The following is a 16,779-nucleotide window of genomic DNA, read 5'->3' as shown; positions in this document are numbered from 1 at the left end:
GCAGGCTTTTGTGCCCGTAGCACTGTGTAAAATGTCAGTTAGTAAACGAATGTGCTTGCCTGACACGATTGTTATCTGTGAAAATTTCATTTTTTGATATATTTTGCCTTGAGTGACTGGGCTGACTAACATCTGTGAATGAAATGCGCATAATGAAACGCAATGATTGGCAGCATCTGCTGCTGGGGTTGACTCTCGCTTGCCCACTGTACGCGATGGCAGACTACAAAGTATTGATTGGTATTGATCCGGCTGACGAGACCAATAAAAAGTCCCTGTCTTTTGGCAGCGTTCCAACCCAATCCCTGATTAGCACGCTCGGTGCACCGGTTGTGTTGAAACAAACATCGGATCTGACGGATGTCATGCGTGCCACCCGGACTCAGGAAAACGATATGCTGGTAGGGCCACCGCATGTCACGGCCTCTGCGATTTCACATCAGTATCAATTGCTGGCGCGTCAGAAAATTAATTCTGAGTTTGTGCTGATCGCCCGCAAGGACATTAGCAGCGTGAATCAGCTGGGAGGCAAGCGCCTTTACCTGACTCAACAGGATTCGGTACGTGCTTATGTCGCAAAGGGCTTGCTGGATGAGGCCGGTTTGAGTCTGAAAAGTCTGAAGAGCGTCACCTATGGTAAGACCAGCGGTGCCGGTTTGCTGGCGCTGAGCGCCAATATTGCTGATGTGACGATCGCGTCGAAGGCAGAAGCCGAAGTCTGGATGAAGGCCAATCCACAGGTCGCAGTGGTGTTGAAGTCCACTCCTGAACTGCCTTCCGGTCTGGCCTTGATGGTTAAAAAATCCATGCCTGATGCAGAGAAAAAGAAAGTGCTGCGCTGGTTATCCGGGTCGGATGCAGAAGCCGCTGGTCTGGGAAAAATGGTGACCACCAGCAGTGCAGATGAAACACAATATGCTTACATTGCGGCGCTGGGTATTCTGACTCCTAAAGTCATATCCGGTGTGGCGACCGTTGGTTCTGCAGAAGTACAGAAACTGGCGGCCTCAGGTGCTGTGCTGGTCGATACCCGTTCGGTCAAAGAGTATGATCAGGAGCATATTAAGGGGGCAATCCACGCTCCTTATGTGGAAAAGAGTCTTAAGGACAGAGAGTTCGATTCCAGCCTGGATGACTATTCGGCGATTACGAAGTTAGGCAAAGAAAAAGCGCTGGTGTTTTACTGTAATGGACCGGAATGCTGGAAGTCATATAAGGCATCGGTCGTCGCTAAGGCCACCGGCGTAACCAAAATATACTGGTATCGAGGCGGCATGCCGGAGTGGCGTGAAAATAAGTTGCCGTCTGAAACGAAGAATTAAACAAAAAAGCTGCCCGTTTATTGGGCAGCTTTTTTTTACCTGTGCGGTCAATTGTTCGTTGAATTACTGACCGGCTACGGTGGACACATACTTTGCTACCAGCCGGATATCCGCATCTGACAGATTGCTAAATGCGGGCATCTGACCTATTCCATTCCTGACCGCTTTTTCTACCCGGGCCGCATCCGGTTTTAATTCATCCAGTGAGGGCCCGATTTCACCACTTGCACCTGCATGCCTGAGCGTATGGCATACGATGCACGCGGGTTGCGCAGTTTGGGTAAACACTTTTTTGCCAGCTTCAAGCGCCTTAGTGCCATCCTGATCTTTATTCTGAGCGATCGCATTGACTGTGGTCAGTGCGGCCGTCATGCCTAGCAGGAGTGCTCCTGCGCGTATCAGTTGCTTATTCATGCTGCCACCACATTGATTTGCATAGCATGATCTTTCCAGCTGTTGTTGTTATAGCCGCCCGCATTTTCTGCCCTGGCTTCTGGCTGTACCTGACCCTGGCTATCGGTTGCACGACAGGCGATGGTATAGTTGCCGGCATCCAGGCGCACCGCCAACACAAACTGACGCCAGGCGTATTTACCCATGTCCGGGCCGATAAAGCGTGCAGCTTTCCAGGTTTTTCCACCGTCAACAGACACTTCTACTGTTTTGACTGCATGCATACCGCCAAACGCAACCCCTTGTATCAGTGTATCACCAGCTGGGATATCACCAGTTTCCGGTGCCGGTGAGTTGATCCAGGACTTCACATTCATTTCCCAGACGGAAGGATGAGTCGCATCCCCTTTCTGGCCCGGTGGCGAAATGCGATAGCCATGCTTTTGAATATTGGCTTCGGTTTGTTCCGTGGTGAAGGCCAGACGTTTGATGTATTTGATGTTATTGACACCTGCGTAGCCAGGTATGATCAGACGCAGTGGACCTCCATGGGCGAGGGGGAGTGGAGCACCGTTCATTTCCCAGGCCAGTATCGCTTCGTCCAGTGCTTTGAGGGGGACCGAGCGCTCTACCATGATCGACTTCGGATCTATTCCTTCCGGCAGTTTTTCTCCGCCGGTACCCGTCATATACACCATACCATCGGCCACGCCGCCGAGTGCTGCGATCAGCGCGCGTACCGGTACGCCGCTCCAGACCACACAACCTGCAGCACCGATCTGCCAGGGCGTACCGCTGGGCTTACTTGGGAACAGGCCGCGTCCATTGCCTGAACATTGCAATACAGCCGTGACGGTTTCCAGCCCCATACGTTTCAACTGTTGGAGCTTGAGTGTGGCAGGACGTTTCACGCCTTCGATCTGCAATTCCCAGGCATCGCGATTGGCTATGATGGACGCATCGGGTGCCGGCAGGTTGTTGCGCACATACAGTTGTTCAGCCGGGGTGATCACGCTGGTGCCGAAGGCGCTGCGCCGTGTTTCTATCGTCCCGCTGGAGTGCACTATCAGTGCGGAGCTATCTTTCCAGCTCACATAAGATGGCAAGGGCTTTGCGGCTGGGCTGGCTGTTGCAGTGGTGGCGACCGCTTGTGCGATTGCATTCTGCTGTAAACCCGCCAGTCCTGCAGCGGCTACACCGACACTGCCTGAAGCAAGCCAGCGCCGGCGTGCCAGATTGCTGATCTGTGTTGGCAGGGATTTCGTGGACTCACTCATGCATATTCTCCTGATGGTTTTTTCGCAAATAAGCGCAATGCGCCTGATAGTAGCCGACATAACACAAGCTTGACAATATCCTTAGCGTGTAATGTTGACTATACTATTTTTTAACCCGGCTGCTGCCCGGATTATGCGATATCAGTGCGGGCGACGTCCGAACATGCCCATACCCTTGATGGCGCACACAACTTCGCCACGCTGATTTTCAGCGGTCCACAAAGTATAGACGACACCTCGGTCAGGTTTGGATACCGAAGCATGGCGGGACAGGGTTTCAGCACGGACGCTCAAGACGTCGCCAGGTTTGACCGGCACGATCCAGCGTATTTCATCCACACCTGGTGAACCCATGCTGGACGAGCGCGCTAGAAAACCATCCACCACCATACGCATAATCATGCTGCAGGTATGCCAGCCACTGGCGATCACGCCGCCAAAGATAGAGTCTTTCGCACGCTCATGATCGATATGAAAGGATTGTGGGTCAAATTCTGTCGCGAAACGCAGGATTTCCTCTTCTGTGACATTGCGTTGCCCCAGTTCTATGACTGCACCGGGTATAAAGTCTTCAAAAAACCACCAGTTGGTTTGCTCGGACATCGTATTTTCCTTCCTTTCGTGTGCAGACTTGATAGGGGAAGAAAAATCCCAGCGCAGAGGCTGGGATTTTTCCGGGGGCTGTCTCAGGCGGGAACAAAATCGGATTGTGCGATAAAGCGGGTCAGATGGTGATCGGTATCACCCAGGCTCAGTTCTATCATGGTGAGCCGTTTAAACATGTGCGCCACCGGTAATTCATTCGTGACCCCCATGCCGCCGTGTAATTGTACTGCTTGCTGGCCAATCAGGCGCGCAGCCTGACCAACCCGTGCTTTGGCTGCCGAGACAGTACGTTTTCTCTCCTGCGTATTAGCGCTGGTTTGCTTCACCGCTGCCAGCATGGCCATAGAACGTGCCTGTTCCAGTTCCATATACATGTCCGCCATCCTGTGTTGCAGCACCTGGAATTTACCGATAGGCACGCCGAATTGCTGACGGGTTTTCAGGTACTCCAGTGTGGCGGCAATGGTGGCTTCCATAATGCCGACCGCTTCCGCACACAGCAAGGTGGTGCCATAGTCCAGCGCGGCATCCAGTAAGTCCGCACCGCCATCTTCACGGCCTAGCAAGGCAATAGCGGGTAACTGTACTTGTTCAAAGCTGATATCGGCGGCACGCATGCCATCCAGTGTACGGTAGTCGCGACGGTTGACACCCGCGCTGCGTGCATCGACCAGAAACAGCATGATGCCTTTTGCTGCAAACTGATCACCGCCCGCTCTGGCGGAAACGATCAGATGATCTGCCTGCGCACCGTGAATCACGACCGTCTTTTTTCCATTCAGCACATAGCCATCTGCGCTGGGCGTGAAGGTAGTTTTGATATCGTAAGCCTCATGGCGTGATTGCGCTTCATACAGCGCGGCTGCGAGTTTAGTCTGACCCGTTGCTACCTGTTCCAGAATATCAAAATGGGCTTTCGCCAGTTTCAGGAATTCAGCCGCAAATACCGTGGCGAAGTAGGGTTCCACTACCAGTGCCCGTCCCAGTTCCTGCATCAGCACCAGCATATCCACAGCGCTGCCATTAAAACCACCCTGGTCTTCCGGAACAGGCAGCGCCAGCGCGCCGAGCTCGGTCAGGGCTGCCCATGCATGGTCAGAAGTGCCGCTGGCAGACTGAATAATATGCTTACGTTGTTCAAACTGATAATCCTGATTTGCCCAGCGACGGAGTGCGTCGGCAAACTGAATCTGTTCCTGACTGAAATCAAAATTCATAGCGCGCTCCTTTACAGTCCCAGTATCATCTGGGTGATGATGTTCTTTTGAATTTCATTCGAACCGCCATAGATGGAGGTCTTGCGGAAATTGAAGTAATACGAAGCCAGCGGCGCAGCATCATCCTGTTCAGACACGCTATGTGCCTGTTCTCCGTCCAGATAGGCCGGGTCAAACGGCAGCGCATAGGGGCCAACGGCTTCTACCATCAGTTCGGTTAAGCGTTGCTGAATTTCTGTGCCCTTGATTTTGAGCAGAGATGCTTCCGGACCGGGCTTGCCACTGTCCTGAGAAATCACACGTAAGACCGTGATTTCCAGCGCCATGATTTCTATCTCCAGCGCTGCTACTTTGTGCGCAAAGACCGGATCTGCCAGCAGCGATTGTCCGCGTTTTTGCTGCTTGCCAGCGACGCGCTTCAGGAATTGTAATTCCCGTTTGGCGCGGCCGACGGCGGCGATATTGGTTCTCTCGTGACCCAACAGATATTTCGCATAAGTCCAGCCCTTGTTTTCAGCGCCGATCAGATTGCTGACAGGTACTTTCACATTGTCGAAGAACACCTCATTCACTTCGTGGTCTTCGTCCAGCATGATGATGGGTCTTACCGTAATACCCGGCGTTTTCATGTCGATGAGCAGGAAGGAGATGCCTTCCTGTTTGCGCGCATCCGGATCGGTGCGCACCAGGCAGAAAATCATATCGGCATGCTGAGCCAGCGTGGTCCAGGTTTTCTGACCGTTCACGATGTAGTGATCACCCTGACGTTCGGCGCGGGTTTTTAGCGAGGCCAGGTCTGAGCCTGAACCGGGTTCAGAATAGCCCTGGCACCACCAGTCTTCGCAGCTCAAAATGCGTGGCAGGTAATGGGCTTTCTGTTCTTCATTACCGAATGCCATCAGCACCGGTGCCACCATATTCACACCAAACGGCAGGATTGCCGGGGTACCAGCACGCGCACATTCCTCTTCAAAAATATGACGTTGGGTCGCACTCCAGCCCGGACCGCCGTATTCCACCGGCCAGCCGGGCGCAACCCAGCCTTGTTTGGCCAGAATACGATGCCAGCGCACATAGTCTTCTTTGGATAAGCGTAAATGATTGAGCACTTTGTGCTGCAAATCGGGCGGGAGGTGGGTGTCCAGATAAGCTCTGACCTGATCACGGAAGGCAAGATCTTGCGCGCTGTAATTCAAATCCATACTGTCTCCTGTACGGGACTGGGCTGACCGGGTTCCGGTTGCCGCATTGTGGTTATCGACGAAGGGATACTGCAAAAACTAGAATAGCACGATCGTTCGCAACGATTCTACCTTGGTTTAAGTGAACTGGTACAAGAATTTTTTTGCGTCTACAGCGTTTGGATGAAACTACGCAGTACAGGACTGCGAATAAAAGCAGATAAAGACGATAAAAAAAAGCCCCGCATAAGACGGGGCACAGAATTCATCTCAATGGAAATGTGCAGTACCTGGTGCGGGAATGTCGTCCGGCATTTCCGGATGTACCAGATCGCCTGCATGATCCGGAAACAGCGGTGTGCCGCAGTCGTCGCAGAATTCCATAGAAAAAATTTCATCCAGCAGCACGATGTCGGTGATGCCAGCCTGACGCAGGATTTCAGGAATGTCGCCTTGTAAGTCCTGCTGATCATCAAGACCGATAGCGGTTTGCTGGTCTTCTGCCTGATACAAGGGCCAGATCACGCCGTAGATCACTTCCGGCGTGTCGTTGAGCAGGAAACTCAGACGTAATTCATCGACCTGACCGGCATTGTCAGCATTGGTGCAGGCACCGATCACGACACGGAAATGGCTACTGTCTTTTTCCAAAGTCTGTGTCAGGTAATACACGGCGGCCAGAATTGACGCCGGGCGGATCGCAACATCAGCGTCACGGCAGGCACTGAAATAGGCTTCCGGTAATAGAAGGTCTATCCCACATCCGGGTAAGACATGTTTAAACTGTTCTTCGGTTCCTGCCTTCCAGGACTCCAGACACAGGGTTTTGGCCGCTTCGCTGTCATAGGGGGCATCCAGTTGCTGCCAGCGGAACAGATTCTCACCTGCCGGCGCTGCGACTATGCCAAGCAAAAAGCGTATATCTGCCAGGAAGGGCACAGTTTTTTCTTTTTGTGCCTCAGCCGCTGACTGCGTTTGTGTGACCAGCGCCTGCGCCTGTTTTTCCAGCAGGCTGAAGGTCTCACAATGATTGCGTGGCAACTGATCGATAGAATACAGATTGGGCAGCAACTGCAAACGTGTGGCACTTGCCAGTACATGGGTCTGCATTTGCTGATGCAGGTGACTGAGTATGTTGGCAGGCAATGCGCCGGACGCAATGTCATAGCGGGTCCAGGCCAGCACGGGGGCCGCCACCAGCAGGCATTGCCAGTCCTGTCCCTGATGGCTCAGGGTGCAGGAAGTGCTGATGGTTTCCAGCGTTTCTACCAGCACTTCGTAACCATGCGGATGGCTGTGGAACACATGCTCAGCCGCACCATCAAGCTGATCCTGATGCTGTAGTCTGAGGTTTTTGCGAACATAGGTATCGAGCCTGGCTTGCCAGGCATTGTCTTCAATCCGGCTTGCGGATTGGGCGACAGCCAACGCGAGATTGACGAGACGTTGGCTTTCCGCGGCTAATTTCAGCCTGTTTTTTTTGATTATCCGGCGCATACGTCACTCTGTAAAATTGGAGTGATTCCATTGTAGCAATGAGCTCACTCCATAGTCAGCATAATTTGGCGCAAATGCCCTGGCATCGCTTATTTTTTTGCGTACTGTGTTTTTCCGAACAAAGCATCTTTCGCTTTGTCATCGGTTAGCGGTTTGCGTAAATCGGCCAATACCTGTACGCCGCGTTGCACCGCAGCTCGTGTGTTGATCTGATCGAACCAGCGCTTGGCATGCGGGAAGTCGGCCCAGTCTATGCCCTGATTGGCAAACGACCTGGTCCATGGGAATACTGCGATATCGGCAATGGTGTAATGGTCGCCCGCCAGGAATTCCGTTTTCGATAATTGCTGATCGATCACGCCATACAGACGCTGCGCTTCATTGGTATAACGGTCAATGGCGTACTGGATTTTTTCCGGTGCATAGATACGGAAATGGTGCGCCTGTCCCAGCATAGGGCCGAAACCGCCCATCTGGAACATCAGCCATTGCAGAGTCTGATAGCGCTCACGGTCGGTATTGCCAAGAAACTGACCTGTTTTACCCGCCAGATATACGAGAATTGCTCCCGATTCAAACAGTGAAATTGGTTTGCCATCCGGCCCGTCAGCATCGACGATGGCGGGGATTTTATTGTTAGGGGAGATGGCCAGAAAATCGGGTGTGAACTGGTCGCCCGCACCGATATCGATGGGAATTGCCCGGTACGCCAGATCGCATTCTTCCAGCATGATATGCACTTTGTGACCGTTTGGAGTAGGCCAGGAATAAACGTCAATCATGATCTTCCTTTGTCTTTGTTAGCAGGGTGGGGGCGGCATTCTGAGGGCTGATCCGGCTGAGCGGCGCTCAGGTTATCTTGCTCTTGCCGCCAGAAATATGCGCCCACCATTATGCAGATGTTTTGACAATTTTGCTGACTGATTCGCAATTCATACACCGATGCGGCTTCATCAGTGTGCCAAAGTCACTCAGCGCTGCGCATAGGCCCAGCCCAGCTCTGCCATGGGGCGCGCCGCCTCACCCGAAGCTTTGGCCTGCGCGCTGGATGCGGTGCCATCGACATAGCGTTTCATGATGCCTTGTAAAATGCCAGCCATACGGAACAGGTTATAGGCCAGGTAAAAATTAAAGTCTTCAGCACGAATTTGCTGACCAGTCCGCTCACAGTATTTGGCGATATACGACTGTTCATCCGGTATCCCCAGCGCTTTCAGATCCAGTCCCTTGATGCCACGGAACTGCCCCGGTAATACATGCCAGCTCATACAGTGATAAGAAAAATCGGCCAGCGGGTGGCCCAGCGTGGACAGCTCCCAGTCCAGTACTGCCATGATGCGCGGTTCAGTCGGGTGGAACATCATATTGTCTAGCCGGTAGTCGCCATGCACGATACTGGTGTCGTCACCGGCAGGGATATGATGTGGCAGCCATTCTATCAGTCTGTCCATGGCCTCTATGGTTTCTGTTTCTGAGGCGCGATATTGTTTGGTCCAGCGATCGATCTGACGTGCAAAGTAATTGCCGGGTTTACCGTAATCCGCGAGGCCAATCGCGGCATAGTCCAGACTGTGTAATTGCGCGATCACTCGGTTGAGTTCATCATAGATTTCAGCTCTTTGCACCGGCGTCATACCGGGCAGCGACTGATCCCACAATACTCTGCCGTCGACGTATTCCATGATGTAAAAGGCGCGTCCTATCACATCCTCATCGGTGCACAGCGCATACTGGCGAGCAGCCGGGAAGCCGGCTTTTTGTAAGGCATCCATGACCTTGAATTCACGTTCTATCGCATGTGCCGATGGTAGCAGCTTGGCTGCCGGGCCGGGTTTGGCGCGCATCACATAACGCTGCTGGCCCGCGCTGAGTTTGAAGGTGGGATTGGATTGTCCACCTTTGAATTGCTCTACCTGCAGCTGATCAGCCATCGCAGCCGTAAAATCGGGGACATGCTGACGCAGATAATCGGCTAGCGCTGCATGATCAAATTGCTGGCGCGCAGCGACGGGCATGGTACCCATGAAGTCTTCAAACATTGCTGGTCTCCTGTATTGTTTTGTTCAGGACTTCCTGACCATATAGGCAGCCAGCTTTGCATCTGCTTAGCCGGCGTTGGCGGGACAGTCTGTGATGGATAAAACTTGCATGAGTGTAAGCTAAAAAATACGGTCGTGCTATTTATTTGAATTTGAAATTCGAATTTTAAATTTGAGTTTGAATTGCGGCCGGTGAGATCAACTGAGAGCAAGCGCGTTGCGCTCGCTTGAGTTCACCTTCAGGATCACAACGCGCTCACATCAACACATTCAATACGCCATCCAGTCCGCAATGATTGAGTGCGATACTGGCCTGAGCGCGTACTACCGGCTTAGCGCGGAAGGCGACCGACAGGCCGGCGATCTCCATCATACGCAGATCATTAGCGCCATCGCCCATGACAATGGCAGCACTGCCTGGGATGCCCAGCTGCGCGCAGATAGCAGCCACGGTACGGCGTTTTTCTTCGGCATCGACGATCGTGCCAGTGACGCGGCCGGTCAGTTTGCCATCGATGATTTCCAGCACATTGGAATGGTGAAAACTGAGTTTCAGACCTTGGCTCACACGCTCCGTGAAATAGGTAAAGCCACCTGATACCAACAAGGTTTTCAGGCCCGCAGCCTGTGCCGCTGCGATCAGGCGTTCGGCGCCGGGCGAGAGTTGTAAGCGTTCCTGATATACACGCTCTAAGGCGCTGGCATCCAGCCCTTGCAGCAGTGCGACCCGGCGCTTCAGGCTTTCCTGAAAGTCGAGTTCACCCCGCATGGCGGCTTCGGTAATGGCAGATACCTGCGGCTTCAGTCCTTGCATGTCGGCGATTTCATCGATGCACTCTATCGTGATCAGGGTGGAATCCATATCCATCGCGAGTAAGCCAAACTCGCTCAGACGACGCTGAACTGGCAGCAAGGCACTGTCCAGACCCAGTTGATCGGCCTGTTCACGCCAGGCTGCAATCGCAGTTGCCTGTTCCAGATTATTGCTGGCAGCGGCCAGTGTGTAACGGGCGACTTGTGGGCTCAGTAAGCTGGCTTCGCTCGCCAGGTGTGTGCTGAGGGTATGAATCAATGCCAGTTGTGCTTCATTGAATGCGGCTGGACTATGTAAGGTCAGAAAAGCAGGTGTCGTAGATTGCGTCATCTTAATGCAGGGCTTTCAGAGTCTGTTTAATATGATTTACGCGGCTGGCAAGATCAGGCATGTTGGCGGTGATGCGCAATTTATCCTGTCCATTCAAGCGGATGTGCTTGTTCTTTTGTACCAGTTCGATGATGCGCATGCCATCTATCGGTGGCTGCGGCTCAAATTGCAAAGTGGCAGCTTCGCTGTGGGCATCAATTTTGATAATGCCCAGCGGCTTGGCAGCAACGCGTAAACGATGGGTTTCCAGCAGGGACTTGACCTGCTCAGGCAATTTGCCAAAGCGGTCGATTAATTCTTCTTGTAGATCATCAATCGCAGCCGGTTTGCTGCAATTGGCCAGGCGCTTGTAGATAGACAGGCGCTCATGGACATCGCCGCAGAATTCGTTGGGTAACAGCGCCGGTATATGCAGATTGATTTCTGTGGTGCTTTGCAAAGGTGCAGCCAGATCGGGCTCCTTGCCGTTTTTCAGCGAACGGACCGCTTCATTGAGCATGTCTGAGTACATCTGGAAGCCAATTTCATGCATTTCGCCGGACTGGTTATCGCCCAGCACTTCGCCGGCACCACGAATTTCCAGATCATGCATCGCAAGATAGAAGCCGCTGCCCAGTTCTTCCATTTGCTGAATCGCTTCCAGCCTGCGGTTAGCCTGCTTAGTCAGACCCTGTACGTCATGGACCAGCAAATAGGCATAGGCCTGATGGTGTGAACGGCCAACCCGTCCACGTAGCTGATGCAACTGAGCCAGACCGAATTTATCGGCGCGATGCATGAGGATAGTATTCGCACTGGGGACGTCAATACCGGTTTCGATAATCGTGGTACACAGCAGAATATTAAAGCGCTGCGCCACGAAATCACGCATCACTTTTTCCAGATCGCGTTCATGCATCTGACCATGCGCAATCACCACCCGCGCTTCTGGCAGTAAGGCTTCCAGCATGGCTTTACGGTTCTGTATGGTTTCCACTTCATTGTGCAGGAAATAGACCTGACCACCGCGCTTGAGTTCGCGCAGGCAGGCTTCCCGGATCACGGAATCATCTTCACTGCGTACAAAGGTTTTGATGGCCAGCCGTTTTTGCGGTGCGGTGGCGATAATCGAAAAGTCACGCAAGCCTTCCAGTGCCATTCCCAGCGTACGTGGGATAGGCGTGGCTGTCAGCGTGAGCACATCAACCTCGGCGCGCAAGGCTTTCAGCGCTTCTTTCTGACGCACGCCAAAGCGGTGTTCTTCGTCGATGATGACCAGTCCCAGCCTTGAAAACTTCACATCATCTGACAGCAGTTTATGGGTCCCGATCACGATATCGACGGTGCCATCGCCCATGCCTTTGATGGCCAGACTGACTTCTTTGCCGGTACGGAAGCGTGATAATTCGGCGATACGTACTGGCCAGTTAGCGAAGCGGTCGGCGAAAGTCTGTGCATGTTGTTCTGCCAGCAGGGTAGTCGGCGCCAGGATTGCGACCTGCTTGCCACCCATGACCGCAACGAAGGCCGCACGCAGTGCGACTTCCGTTTTACCGAAGCCCACATCGCCGCAGATCAGCCTGTCCATCGGCTTGCCTGAGGTCATATCCGCGATCACGGCATTGATCGCAGCCGCCTGATCAGGGGTTTCTTCAAAGCCGAAACTCTCAGCGAAGCTTTCGTAATCTCTGGCTGAGAATTCAAATGCATGCCCTTGGCGGGTGGCTCTGCGCGCATACAGGTTCAGCAATTCAGCTGCGGTATCGCGTATCTGCTGGGCTGCTTTGCGTTTGGCTTTCTCCCACTGCCCGGAACCCAGGCTATGCAGCGGTGCGTCTTCCGGCGAAGCGCCGGAATAGCGCGAAATCACATGCAATTGTGCGACCGGCACATATAGCTTGGTTTCCTTGGCATATTCCAAGTGCAGGAATTCGGTTTCACCTTCCCCCAGATCCATGCTGATTAAGCCCATGTAGCGCCCGATACCGTGGTTGCTATGCACCACAGGGTCGCCGATTTTGAGTTCGGACAGATCGCGCACCATATGCTCGACCTGGGTCACTGCTTCCTGTTTTTTTCTGCCTATGCGTTTGCCGCTGCCTGCGTATAGCTCGGCCTCGGTGATAAAGGCGATGTCTTCGGCCAGCATAAAGCCGGCATGCAAAGGGGCGACGCCCAACATCAGGCGCGCGCCGCCGGTGATGAAATCGGTATAACCATCACACAAAGTCAGTGCGATATCAAATTCATTGAAATACTGTTGCAGGGTCTCGCGTCGGCCTGCCGTTTCAGCACAGATCATGACCCGCTTATCGGTCTGCATTAAAAATGCACGCAGATTGGTCAGCGGATCATCCGCGCGACGATTGACAGCGATATCAGGCAGGAAGGCACTGATTTCGGAGGCAGGCGTGGCCTTGTCCGTTGCTGGTAACACCCAGCGTGCCTGGGTTTTCAGCAGGCTGAAAAAATCTTCGTCGCGCAGAAAGACGCTTTCCGGTGGCAAGACCGGGCGCTCGCGGTCCGCCTTCAGGAACTGATAGCGTGAGCGGGTATCGGTCCAGAAGCGTTTGATCGCTTCGTCGACATCGCCCAGTAAAGCGAAATACGGTTGCGCTGGCAGGTAATCAAATAACGTGGCTGTTTCTTCAAAAAACAGGGGCAGATAGTATTCGATGCCGGCTGATGCAATGCCATTGCCGATGTCTTTGTAGATCGCGCTGCGTGAAGGATCGCCCTCAAATTGTTCGCGCCAGCGGCTGCGGAAAGCAGCACGCGCCGGTTCATCCATAGGGAATTCGCGCCCCGGCAGCAAGCGCACTTCGGGTACCGGGAAGATAGAGCGCTGGGTGTCAGCATCAAAGGTCTTGATGCTTTCTATGCTGTCACCAAACAAATCCAGCCGGTAGGGCAGTGCGGAACCCATGGGGAATAAATCGATCAGTCCGCCGCGTACCGAGTACTCACCGGGTGACATCACCTGATTCACATGGTTGTAGCCTGCCAGCGTGAGCTGGGTTTTGAGTTTGGCTTCATCCAGCGTATCGCCTTTTTTAAAGAAAAAGGTATAAGCGGCCAGAAAGGATGGTGGCGCCATACGCAGCAAGGCGGTGCTGGCGGGGGCCAGCAACACATCACAGCGGCCATTCTGAATTTCATGCAGGCTGGCCAGTCGTTCCGATACGAGATCCTGATGCGGCGAAAACGCGTCGTACGGCAGGGTTTCCCAGTCGGGCAGCAGGTGGCAGCGCAATTCCGGATTGAACCATGGGATTTCATCCAGCAGGCGTTGTGCATCACCGGCTTGGGCGACAAACACCGTCAGCATGCGCTGTTCCGCCTTTAACGTGGTTGCGGCCTGCGCCAGTGCATAGGCGTCAGAGGAGCCATGCAGCGCTGGTAAGCTGTAGCGGTGGCCGGGTTTTGCTAGGGCTTTGCTGAAATCAAATGACATTGCGGCTGAATTGGGCTGATTTGGTGAATAAACAGTGCGGTGAAACACCTTGCCGTTATAACGGTCGGTCAGTTGCTGTGCTTTTCGTCTGTGGTTGTCAGGTCAGACCGAAATTAAAGTCTGGTTATGCGAGTCACCGGGCAGACATACACGGTTAAAATGAGCGCCTAATTATAAACGAAGGCTCGTCCGGCAGCGGGCGGCCAATTGACTTTATGCAGCAAACCAGTCCACACGCCGACAAGTCCTCTTCGCCAGCCTATATCACCCTGATTCCTGCCGCCGGCGTAGGCGCGCGTATGGGTAGCAATATCCCTAAACAATATTTGCAAATTGGCGCTGCCAGTTTGTTGCAGCATACCGTCAATGCCTTCCTGGATTTTTCGCCAGTCAGCCATATCTATGTGGTGGTGAGCCCGGAAGATGCGTATGTTGATCAGGCTTTGGCAGCGCATGACAAGCTGACGGTGCTGCGCTGTGGTGGTGCCACCCGGCGCGATACCGTGCGCCAGGGCTTGGCAGCGCTGGCGGCGGACGGTCGCGTACAGGCGCAGGATTGGGTGCTGGTGCATGATGCCGCGCGTCCCGGCCTGACGCAGTCTTTGTTGCAGGATTTGCTGACACAGGTTGGTGAACATGCGGTGGGCGGTTTGCTGGCATTGCCGGTGGTGGATACGGTGAAACGTGTGCATGCAGATCAGCAAGGCAGGGTGGAAACCATACCGCGCGAGCAGGTCTGGCTGGCGCAAACACCGCAGATGTTCCGTTATGCGTTGCTGTGTGATGCACTGGATCAGGCTGCGCAAGTGACTGATGAATCCAGTGCGGTAGAAGCCGCTGGCTATACGCCGCTGCTGGTGGCTGGCGATATCTGCAATCTGAAGGTGACGCAGCCTGCCGATCTGGAACAGGTGGCGCGTTTGATGAATCTGCTGCCGGGTTGAGCCCGCGAACGCTGAATTTCAGCTGAAATTGAGCTGATTTCAAGTAAGTATTAAAAAATTACAGGTGATTTGATGAAGAATAAACTCCCTCCTTTCCGTATCGGGCAAGGTTATGACTGCCACGCGCTGGTGCCGGATCGCAAACTGATTATCGGTGGGGTTGATATCCCGCATACGCTGGGTTTGCTGGGCCATTCTGATGCCGATGTCTTGCTGCATGCGATAACTGATGCGCTGTTTGGTGCTGCGGCCATGGGTGATATCGGTCGTCATTTTCCGGATACCGATGCGCGTTTTAAGGGGGCTGATTCCAGGGTCTTATTGCGCGAAGCCGTTAAGCGTCTGCATGAAGCGGGCTACGCGGTTGGTAATCTGGATGCAACCATCATTGCACAGGCACCGAAGATGGCGCCGCATATCCCGCTGATGATTGCGCATGTGGCAGAAGATTTGCAGGTGCCTGTTTCTCAGGTCAATATCAAGGCCAAAACCAATGAGAAGCTAGGCTATCTGGGACGGCAAGAGGGCATCGCAGCGGAAGCGGTGGTGCTGGTATATCCGCTGGACGCCAGCTAAACTGAAATGACGTAAGTCGAACCGGCGCTCAGCACAGAGCCGATTATTCAAATCCGGAGTGGATCATGAAACGAGAACAGTTAAAACAGTTATTGAGTCAATTGCATACTGAATTATCCGGGCAGGCAGCGCTGGATGACGAATTGAAATCCATGCTGGAAGATCTGAATCAGGATATCCATCACGTCTTACAGGCAGACCGTCAGCACGATGATCCTGTATTTGCCGCACTGAGTGAACGTTCGCTGGCCTTATCCGCCAAGTTTGCAGCCCAGCATCCCAAACTGGAACCTGCCTTGCGTGAAATTGGCTCTATGCTGGAGAAAATAGGCGTTTAAGTCTTCATCCGTTGCGCTTCAAGAGTGGGTTGGCGGATTGACAGGCTGCAGCTGAGCGGCTGGCTCTGGTACAATAGCGAGTCAGTTAACCGGGAATTGTCAGACTAAATACGAATTTGGCAATCCCGTGCCGCTCTGACAGCTTGCTGGCAATGTCCACAATGCTGACCAGATCCGGTTCTTCCTCTCATTTCCTTTTTTTAGCCATGCAAATCAAAGCCAATACCGTCGTTAGCCTGAATTACTCTATGTTTAATATGGAAGGCCAGCTGATCGATCAGAATCGTGAACCTATCGTGTATTTGCATGGTGATTACGATAATATTTTGCCTGCTGTGGAAGCGTCTTTAGAGGGTAAGCAAGCAGGTGATAAAGTCTCGGTGGTGTTGCAGCCGGAAGATGGATTTGGTGATGTGATTCCTGAATTTGTGCGTGAAGAAGACATCAGTGCCTTCCCGCCGGATATCGAAGTTGGCATGATGTTTGAAACACGCGATCCAGAAACGGAAGAAACCATGCAGTTCCGTGTATTGAGTATCGATGCAGGTGTGGTCAAGCTCGACGGCAATCATCCTCTGGCTGGCATGACTATACGTTTTGATACCGAAGTGCTGGAAGTGCGTGCTGCGACCGATGAAGAAGTGGTACATGGTCATGCGCACGGTGTTGGTGGTCATCACCACTGATCGCCGTATAGTCGGGAGTAGCCTGGTCAGGTCATGGTGCGGACCATTGAATGAATCAGGACTGATACCAGACTGTGCCTTGGCTGACCAGCTTTTGGTCTGCCAAAACTTAGACCAAAACAGACC

At 53.2% G+C, this 16,779-nt stretch carries 15 protein-coding genes; 5 read left to right on the top strand and 10 right to left on the bottom strand.

From position 1 onward, the window contains the following. Positions 1–152: 152 nt before the first annotated feature. Positions 153–1,322: a rhodanese-like domain-containing protein gene (locus tag H8K47_RS08610; protein WP_186880996.1), complete on the top strand. Its 1,170-nt coding sequence runs from the start codon at positions 153–155 to the stop codon at positions 1,320–1,322. A gap of 63 nt (positions 1,323–1,385) precedes the next feature. Here H8K47_RS08610 and sorU read toward each other — a convergent pair whose 3' ends face one another. The 10 genes from sorU to mfd all read right to left on the bottom strand — a co-directional run bounded on the left by sorU (position 1,386) and on the right by mfd (position 14,109). Beyond that, positions 1,386–1,736 (bottom strand): SorU family sulfite dehydrogenase c-type cytochrome subunit, encoded by a 351-nt coding sequence (gene sorU, locus H8K47_RS08605; RefSeq protein ID WP_186880995.1) that lies wholly within the window; start codon positions 1,734–1,736, stop codon positions 1,386–1,388. Further along, entirely contained in the window at positions 1,733–2,992 is a 1,260-nt protein-coding gene (gene sorT / locus H8K47_RS08600; RefSeq protein WP_186880994.1) for a SorT family sulfite dehydrogenase catalytic subunit, read from the bottom strand. Before sorT ends, sorU begins: the two co-directional genes overlap by 4 nt. A 141-nt stretch (positions 2,993–3,133) precedes the next feature. Beyond that, positions 3,134–3,595, bottom strand: a complete 462-nt coding sequence (locus H8K47_RS08595) for a MaoC family dehydratase (protein WP_186880993.1) — start codon at positions 3,593–3,595, stop codon at positions 3,134–3,136. Between the two features lie 83 nt (positions 3,596–3,678). After that, entirely contained in the window at positions 3,679–4,815 is a 1,137-nt protein-coding gene (locus H8K47_RS08590; RefSeq protein WP_186880992.1) for an acyl-CoA dehydrogenase family protein, read from the bottom strand. Positions 4,816–4,826: 11 nt separating this feature from the next. Beyond that, on the bottom strand, positions 4,827–6,017 hold the full coding sequence (locus H8K47_RS08585; protein WP_186880991.1) for an acyl-CoA dehydrogenase family protein: 1,191 nt from the start codon (positions 6,015–6,017) through the stop codon (positions 4,827–4,829). 249 nt (positions 6,018–6,266) lie between these two features. After that, positions 6,267–7,493, bottom strand: a complete 1,227-nt coding sequence (locus tag H8K47_RS08580; RefSeq protein ID WP_186880990.1) for a DUF2863 family protein — start codon at positions 7,491–7,493, stop codon at positions 6,267–6,269. 89 nt (positions 7,494–7,582) lie between these two features. Next, on the bottom strand, positions 7,583–8,275 hold the full coding sequence (locus H8K47_RS08575) for a glutathione binding-like protein (RefSeq protein WP_186880989.1): 693 nt from the start codon (positions 8,273–8,275) through the stop codon (positions 7,583–7,585). 189 nt (positions 8,276–8,464) lie between these two features. Next, positions 8,465–9,532, bottom strand: coding sequence for a phosphotransferase (locus H8K47_RS08570; RefSeq protein WP_186880988.1), 1,068 nt, complete (start codon positions 9,530–9,532; stop codon positions 8,465–8,467). Positions 9,533–9,788: 256 nt separating this feature from the next. Further along, positions 9,789–10,676: a phosphoserine phosphatase SerB gene (gene serB / locus H8K47_RS08565; protein ID WP_186880987.1), complete on the bottom strand. Its 888-nt coding sequence runs from the start codon at positions 10,674–10,676 to the stop codon at positions 9,789–9,791. A gap of 1 nt (position 10,677) precedes the next feature. Beyond that, positions 10,678–14,109: a transcription-repair coupling factor gene (gene mfd, locus H8K47_RS08560; protein ID WP_186880986.1), complete on the bottom strand. Its 3,432-nt coding sequence runs from the start codon at positions 14,107–14,109 to the stop codon at positions 10,678–10,680. Positions 14,110–14,324: 215 nt separating this feature from the next. Here mfd and ispD point away from each other — a divergent pair, with 215 nt between their 5' ends. The 4 genes from ispD to H8K47_RS08540 all read left to right on the top strand — a co-directional run bounded on the left by ispD (position 14,325) and on the right by H8K47_RS08540 (position 16,653). Next, positions 14,325–15,053 carry a 2-C-methyl-D-erythritol 4-phosphate cytidylyltransferase gene (gene ispD / locus H8K47_RS08555; protein WP_186880985.1) on the top strand — a complete coding sequence of 243 codons (729 nt, stop codon included), beginning with the start codon at positions 14,325–14,327 and terminating at the stop codon, positions 15,051–15,053. 72 nt (positions 15,054–15,125) lie between these two features. Then, entirely contained in the window at positions 15,126–15,629 is a 504-nt protein-coding gene (ispF, locus tag H8K47_RS08550; RefSeq protein WP_186880984.1) for a 2-C-methyl-D-erythritol 2,4-cyclodiphosphate synthase, read from the top strand. Between the two features lie 65 nt (positions 15,630–15,694). Continuing rightward, positions 15,695–15,967 carry a DUF4404 family protein gene (locus H8K47_RS08545; protein ID WP_186880983.1) on the top strand — a complete coding sequence of 91 codons (273 nt, stop codon included), beginning with the start codon at positions 15,695–15,697 and terminating at the stop codon, positions 15,965–15,967. Between the two features lie 161 nt (positions 15,968–16,128). Continuing rightward, entirely contained in the window at positions 16,129–16,653 is a 525-nt protein-coding gene (locus H8K47_RS08540; RefSeq protein ID WP_212681355.1) for an FKBP-type peptidyl-prolyl cis-trans isomerase, read from the top strand. The last annotated feature ends 126 nt before the right edge of the window (positions 16,654–16,779 follow it).

The organism is Cognatundibacterium rugosum (genome assembly GCF_014284365.1).
GTDB classification, from domain to species: Bacteria; Pseudomonadota; Gammaproteobacteria; order Burkholderiales; family Burkholderiaceae_D; genus Undibacterium; species Undibacterium rugosum.
This window is presented reverse-complemented; position numbering and strand designations above follow the sequence as displayed.

Excerpts from the sequence above, each read along its gene's own strand:
- H8K47_RS08610 (WP_186880996.1), top strand. The coding sequence starts at position 153 with ATGAAACGCAATGATTGGCAGCATCTGCTGCTGGGGTTGACTCTCGCT.
- sorU (WP_186880995.1), bottom strand. The coding sequence starts at position 1,736 with ATGAATAAGCAACTGATACGCGCAGGAGCACTCCTGCTAGGCATGACG.
- sorT (WP_186880994.1), bottom strand. The coding sequence starts at position 2,992 with ATGAGTGAGTCCACGAAATCCCTGCCAACACAGATCAGCAATCTGGCA.
- H8K47_RS08595 (WP_186880993.1), bottom strand. The coding sequence starts at position 3,595 with ATGTCCGAGCAAACCAACTGGTGGTTTTTTGAAGACTTTATACCCGGT.
- H8K47_RS08590 (WP_186880992.1), bottom strand. The coding sequence starts at position 4,815 with ATGAATTTTGATTTCAGTCAGGAACAGATTCAGTTTGCCGACGCACTC.
- H8K47_RS08585 (WP_186880991.1), bottom strand. The coding sequence starts at position 6,017 with ATGGATTTGAATTACAGCGCGCAAGATCTTGCCTTCCGTGATCAGGTC.
- H8K47_RS08580 (WP_186880990.1), bottom strand. The coding sequence starts at position 7,493 with ATGCGCCGGATAATCAAAAAAAACAGGCTGAAATTAGCCGCGGAAAGC.
- H8K47_RS08575 (WP_186880989.1), bottom strand. The coding sequence starts at position 8,275 with ATGATTGACGTTTATTCCTGGCCTACTCCAAACGGTCACAAAGTGCAT.
- H8K47_RS08570 (WP_186880988.1), bottom strand. The coding sequence starts at position 9,532 with ATGTTTGAAGACTTCATGGGTACCATGCCCGTCGCTGCGCGCCAGCAA.
- serB (WP_186880987.1), bottom strand. The coding sequence starts at position 10,676 with ATGACGCAATCTACGACACCTGCTTTTCTGACCTTACATAGTCCAGCC.
- mfd (WP_186880986.1), bottom strand. The coding sequence starts at position 14,109 with ATGTCATTTGATTTCAGCAAAGCCCTAGCAAAACCCGGCCACCGCTAC.
- ispD (WP_186880985.1), top strand. The coding sequence starts at position 14,325 with ATGCAGCAAACCAGTCCACACGCCGACAAGTCCTCTTCGCCAGCCTAT.
- ispF (WP_186880984.1), top strand. The coding sequence starts at position 15,126 with ATGAAGAATAAACTCCCTCCTTTCCGTATCGGGCAAGGTTATGACTGC.
- H8K47_RS08545 (WP_186880983.1), top strand. The coding sequence starts at position 15,695 with ATGAAACGAGAACAGTTAAAACAGTTATTGAGTCAATTGCATACTGAA.
- H8K47_RS08540 (WP_212681355.1), top strand. The coding sequence starts at position 16,129 with ATGCTGACCAGATCCGGTTCTTCCTCTCATTTCCTTTTTTTAGCCATG.